The 5012-nt window shown below is 68.7% G+C and carries 6 protein-coding genes; 3 read left to right on the top strand and 3 right to left on the bottom strand.

Going from position 1 to position 5012, the window contains the following annotated elements; translation table 11 throughout:
* Nucleotides 1-372: 372 nt before the first annotated feature.
* From AB1578_21835 to AB1578_21825, 3 genes are all read right to left on the bottom strand, one after another.
* Nucleotides 373-864 (bottom strand): type II toxin-antitoxin system VapC family toxin, encoded by a 492-nt coding sequence (locus AB1578_21835; GenBank protein ID MEW6490540.1) that lies wholly within the window; start codon nt 862-864, stop codon nt 373-375.
* Between the two features lie 92 nt (nt 865-956).
* Nucleotides 957-1364 (bottom strand): PIN domain-containing protein, encoded by a 408-nt coding sequence (locus tag AB1578_21830; GenBank protein ID MEW6490539.1) that lies wholly within the window; start codon nt 1362-1364, stop codon nt 957-959.
* Nucleotides 1352-1576 (bottom strand): type II toxin-antitoxin system Phd/YefM family antitoxin, encoded by a 225-nt coding sequence (locus tag AB1578_21825; GenBank protein MEW6490538.1) that lies wholly within the window; start codon nt 1574-1576, stop codon nt 1352-1354. Before AB1578_21825 ends, AB1578_21830 begins: the two co-directional genes overlap by 13 nt.
* Before the next feature lie 288 nt (nt 1577-1864).
* On the opposite strand from AB1578_21825, the gene AB1578_21820 reads away from it, so the two are divergent.
* The 3 genes from AB1578_21820 (at nt 1865) to AB1578_21810 (ending at nt 4916) form a co-directional block, all read left to right on the top strand.
* Nucleotides 1865-2203, top strand: coding sequence for a toxin-antitoxin system HicB family antitoxin (locus AB1578_21820; GenBank protein MEW6490537.1), 339 nt, complete (start codon nt 1865-1867; stop codon nt 2201-2203).
* Nucleotides 2204-2587: 384 nt separating this feature from the next.
* On the top strand, nt 2588-3550 hold the full coding sequence (locus tag AB1578_21815; GenBank protein MEW6490536.1) for a diacylglycerol kinase family protein: 963 nt from the start codon (nt 2588-2590) through the stop codon (nt 3548-3550).
* A 145-nt stretch (nt 3551-3695) separates the two neighbouring features.
* Nucleotides 3696-4916, top strand: a complete 1221-nt coding sequence (locus AB1578_21810) for a glycosyltransferase family 4 protein (GenBank protein MEW6490535.1) — start codon at nt 3696-3698, stop codon at nt 4914-4916.
* Nucleotides 4917-5012: the final 96 nt, after the last annotated feature.

The following is a 5012-nucleotide window of genomic DNA, read 5'->3' as shown; positions in this document are numbered from 1 at the left end:
CGACGCAGAAGTGTCCGCCGAGATGGCGAGGATCGCGCACCGGCGGGGCGTGACCGCGGAAACTCTTCTGAACCTATGGGTACAGGAGAAGATCCGAGAGAGCGTGAAGGCCTGAGCGTCTGGACGGGCGCTAGGGGACAGGACGGCACCAGGGGACGGGACGTATGATTCATTGCCGGATGTCCTCATGAATCAATCTGTCATCTACGTCCCCGTCCACGAATCGTCCCCGTCCAACGGACGACCTCTCTGGCGCCCCGTTCCTGACCTGCTACCCTCACCTCACCGTCGGCTACCCACCCCCTGTGAACGCTTACCTCGGATCTTCCGACGATGCGCACTTGACTTGCGGGATGCCGCGACGGGCGTCTGCTACCAGATCGTGCGGACGGCAGGGTAGTTGCGGATTTTCTCGTCCCGGGTAACCACGGCCGCATCCAGGTGCAGGGCAGTGGCCACGATGATGCGGTCGGCGGGGTCTTCGTGAAGGAGGCCGGGAAGGTTGACGGACCGCAGCGCGATGGCGTTGTCCACGGGATGGAAGTGTACGTAGGGAAGTGATTCGGCCTTCCGCACCCACTCCTGCACGTCCATGGAGAGAACGAGCCGGCCCTTCTTGACCAGCAAGGCCACTTCCCACGCACTGATCGACGAAACGGTGACGGAGGCGGAGGCGGCCGGCGCGCCGAACCTCACCGCTTTCGGCCTCGCTGCCGCGGTTCGGTCGAGGCGGTACGGGGCTGCACTCCAGGACTCCCGGACCCCGCCCAAGAAATTTGGTGGATTCTGGTGAAGGTCCCGGCTCTCGTCGGGGAGCCAACCCCTGAGGGTGATCGCCCCTGCGGGGAAGTGAGGGAGGGGCATGCGCAGTCAGGTATGCCGGGGGCACTCGAAGTTCGTACGGGTCACCCTGGGAAAGGCGCAGTGAGAGCAGCGGGTAAGAGAAGGTACCGAAACTACGCGACGCGAGAGCTCCCGGCTGCCCAGAAAGCTCGCGGGTAATGCTGGCGGATCGTCCGATCCTTGGTCAGCAGCACTGCGTCCGTCAGCGAAGCCTGGGCGACGATGAGGCGGTCGAAGGGATCTCGGGTCCAGACCTGGTCCAGGGCTCGGGACACAACCTGCGCAAAGGGCTGGCCGCACACCCGCAGCCCCAGCTTGGCCGACAATCCGTCCACAACCGTTCGTCCGTCCTCGGCGATCTTGCCGATCTCGTAAAGGTACTGGAGCTCCAGCTCCACCATGGGAGACACCAGGAGGTCTTCGCTCTCGAGGAGGGCCCTTGCCTTCGGCCCAAAGGAATCCAGCAGGCCTGCATAGAGCCACGCCGCAGCGTGGGTATCCAGGTAGATCAAGGGTTCCACTCCCCGGACCAGTCCACGTGCACGAGCTCCTCGGGATCGCACCGCAGGAAGTCGTTCCGGCGCACCAGGTTTGCCAGCTTTCCCCCGGGCTCGCCGGGGACGATCCGCAGCACCTTGCCCTTGCGCTCGACCTCGAGGGGCACGCCCGTCTCCAGAACCTGGTCCAGGAGGCGGTAGATATTTTCCCGAAGCCGCGATGCCGTGACCGTCATGGATGACCTCCCGCTCCGATGACGTGGGATTGCCTGGAAACTAGCGGGAAGTCGTACGCATGTCAAGCGGTCCCCCGTACGCTCTCGCCCAGTTGACTTGACGCCCGTGCCGCACCGGCGTCGGGGCGGGGAGCACGCGAGGGACGTTGGGAGCACGCGAGGGACGTTGTCAGTTCGACAAGTTGTCGCGTGCAGGGTGAGCGCGGATGCGCCTGTACGATCCGCCGGGCGCCGCAAGGTGTGCGGAGAAGAGCGACACGTGGCGAAGGCGATCGAGGAGGTGCGTTCATGAGAAAGAAGAGCGACCGCTACCTGAAGATCGTGGAATGGTCCGAGGAGGACGGCTGCTACGTGGGCACGTGCCCGGAGCTGCTGTACGGCGGGGTCCACGGGAACGACGAGGCCGGCGTGTATGCCGAGCTTTGCCGGGTCGCCGAGGAGGCGGTGGAGCTCTACCGACGAGATGGAAAGCCCCTGCCCCCAGCGACCGCCGGCAAGAAGTACTCGGGCCGGTTCGTCCTGCGCGTTCCCCCCGAGGTCCACAAGAAGCTCGCCATCCGCGCGCTCCAGCGCGGCCAGAGCCTCAACGCCTACTGCCAGGAGGTGCTGCGCTCGGCCGACGGGTAGCGGGCGGCTGTCGGCAAATGGCCCGCGGGAAACGACCTTGAGTCGATTCAGGTCGTACTCCGGCCGGGATCGTCCGCGGCGGGATCGGGTTTCTTCCTCATGGGTCGCCTCCGCCCCGAGGCCTTCCTGCCGCGACACAGCCCCTTCGGGGTGTTCCCGGTTCCATGTTCCCGGTTCCCAGTTGAAGTTCTGTGGGAAATGCAGGCGCTGTGAGCGGAAGTACCAAGCAGCCTGCACGCCAAAGCGCTCGCGCTGGTGTGCGAAGGCTGGTTCGGACCCCAACCAACCCCGCATTTCTCCGCGGCCTCTGCGTCTTTGCGGTTTGGATGCCCTCAAGGGCCGAACGCGCCCGGCGCCGCACGGCGCCTCTCGGGAGAACCCCGGATGAACCGCACCGATCGAGACGTCGTCCTCGTGAACCCCGCCGCCCGGGGAGCGCCGGCGGACCTGGCGCAGACGCTTCGGGTCCGGTTCCCGGGGGCTCGCGTGTGGGCTACGCAGGGCCCGGGGCACGCGACGGAGCTGGCGCGCCGGGCGCTGGCCGAGGGGGTGGACCCGGAGGGGCGCGTGGTGGCCTGCGGGGGGGACGGGACGTTTCGCGAGGTGGCAACGGCGGTGGGCTCGGAGCGCTGTCTGGGCCTCCTGCCCACGGGCACGGTGAATCTGGTGGCCGCCGAGCTCGGCATCCCCCAGGGGCTGGACGATGCTCTGGCGGTGCTCGCCCATGGCGAGCCGGTGCCCATCTACCCGGGGGTGGCCGACACGCAGAACGGAAGCACGCTGTTCTTCATCGGCGTCTCGGCGGGCCCGGATGCCGACGCCGTGCATGGGGTGGGCCGTCTCGGAAAGAAGTGGCTCGGACGGTACGCTTACGCCGCGGCCTTCGCCAAACGTCTGGCCACGCCCGTCCGTGCCGACGTGCGCTGGGAGTGCGAGGGGCGCCGAGGCGCGTGCGGCCAGTTCATCGCCGTGCGGATGCCCCGGTACGGGGGCCGGTACCGGATCTCGCAGACCTGCTCCCTCTTTGCCCCCGGCCTGGAGGCCCTGTGCGTGGACGGCGCCCGGTGGGGGGTGCTGCGCTTCTTCTGGTCGGTGTTGCGCAGCGATCCCCGACCCGCCCGGGGGGTGGAGCGGTGGAAGGTTTCGGAAATGAGAGTGGAGCTCCCCGCCCACGGAAGGGTTCAGGTGGACGGGGACGCCCTGATCGCCCAAACTCTCCGCCTGCGGGCGGCCTGCGAGCCGGTGCACGTGATCGGGCCCGCTGGCTTCCCCCCAGGCAGAACCGGACCTCGCTCCGGTGTCGCTGTATCCCGCTCCGCGGTGGATTCGGCTGGCAGTCGAAGGTAAGGTAGTGACCCCCGGTGAGTGAGCCGTGGGTGTACCGCCCCGAGGGCCGGGCGGTTCGTGCGACGGAGAAATGGGCTATGGGAGATCCCGCGATGCGCGTCGGGCGCCGCACCCTTGGCGCAGGTGGAGCCGGGAGCTGCGCCCGGTGAACGTTCTCACGTTTACCTCCCTCTACCCCAACGCCGCCATGCCGAACTTCTGCGTGTTCGTGAAGTATCGGATGGAGGCGTTTGCGGCCCTTCCGGGAAACGCGCTGCGGGTGGTGGCGCCGGTGCCCTACGTGCCGGGCTTCCTCGAGGGGACCGGGTGGGGGACGTTTGCCCGCGTGCCCCGCGCCGAGCGGCAGGGGACGGTGGAGGTGTGCCACCCCCGGTATCCCCTGCTGCCCAAGGTGAGCATGCAGGTCCACTGGCTCCTGCTCGTGGCCGGCGCGCTGGCGACCGTCCGGAGGCTGCGGCGGTCTTTCCCCTTCGAGCTGATCGACAGCCATTTCGTCTACCCGGACGGCCTGGCGGCCGTGGCCCTGGGCCGGCTGCTCCGGGTTCCGGTGGTGCTCTCGGCCCGGGGCTCGGACGTGCACGAGTTTTCCCAGCTTCCGACGATTCGGCCGATGATCCGCCGGGCGCTTCGCTCCTGCGACGCGGTCATCTCGGTCTGCGGCGCCTTGCGGGACCGGATGGTGGAGCTCGGCGCCCCGGGGGAGAAGATCTCGGTGATCCCCAACGGCATCGATCCCCAGCTCTTTGCGCTGATGGGGCGGACCGAAGCCCGGGCCGCCCTCGGCCTGCCGGCGGACGCCCAGATCGTGTTGTCCGTGGGGGCGCTCAAGGAGCTCAAGGGACATCACGTGACCATCGAGGCGCTGGAGGGGGTGCTCGCTTCGCTGCCTCGAGCGCGGCTTTACATCGTGGGAGAGGGACCCCAACGGCCGGCCCTGGAAGCGCAGATCGCCGAGCGTGGGCTCGGGGACCGGGTGGTGCTGGTGGGAGAGCGCCCCAACCGGGAGCTCCACCTCTGGTACAACGCGGCCGACTGTTTTTGCCTGGCGAGCTCCCGGGAGGGGTGGGCCAACGTGCTCATGGAGTCGCTGGCCTGCGGGACTCCCGTGGTGGCGACCAACGTGTGGGGGGCGCCGGAGATCGTGACGACCCCGCAGGCGGGGCTGCTGTGCGCCCGGGAGCCCGGGGACCTGGCCGCCAAGCTGCGGGCCGCGCTCGCCCGCACCTGGGACCGGGAGGCGATTCGCGCCCACGTGGCGGGACGAACCTGGGAGGCGGTGGGGCGCGAGGTCGCCGCGGTGTTCGATGGTGTGCTGGCCCTTCGGGGCGTCTCGGGGGACGGGTCACGGGTCACGGGTGACGGGTGAAGGGGGAAGGGGGACGGGTCAAGATCCCAGCTCGGAGCTTGGAGCAGCCCCCGCGGGCGGGCGGGAAGAGTGGCCTTCGCCCGGCGAAGAACCTAG

The sequence above is a fragment of the Thermodesulfobacteriota bacterium genome (assembly GCA_040756475.1).
Lineage (GTDB): Bacteria > Desulfobacterota > Deferrisomatia > Deferrisomatales > JACRMM01 > JBFLZB01.
The sequence above is the reverse complement of the archived record's forward strand: the minus strand, read 5'-3'. Positions and strand labels throughout refer to the sequence as shown.

What these genes read in the sequence shown, in the direction of transcription:
- AB1578_21815 (MEW6490536.1), top strand. Translation starts at nt 2,588, where the DNA reads ATGAACCGCACCGATCGAGACGTCGTCCTCGTGAACCCCGCCGCCCGG.
- AB1578_21820 (MEW6490537.1), top strand. Translation starts at nt 1,865, where the DNA reads ATGAGAAAGAAGAGCGACCGCTACCTGAAGATCGTGGAATGGTCCGAG.
- AB1578_21825 (MEW6490538.1), bottom strand. Translation starts at nt 1,576, where the DNA reads ATGACGGTCACGGCATCGCGGCTTCGGGAAAATATCTACCGCCTCCTG.
- AB1578_21835 (MEW6490540.1), bottom strand. Translation starts at nt 864, where the DNA reads ATGCCCCTCCCTCACTTCCCCGCAGGGGCGATCACCCTCAGGGGTTGG.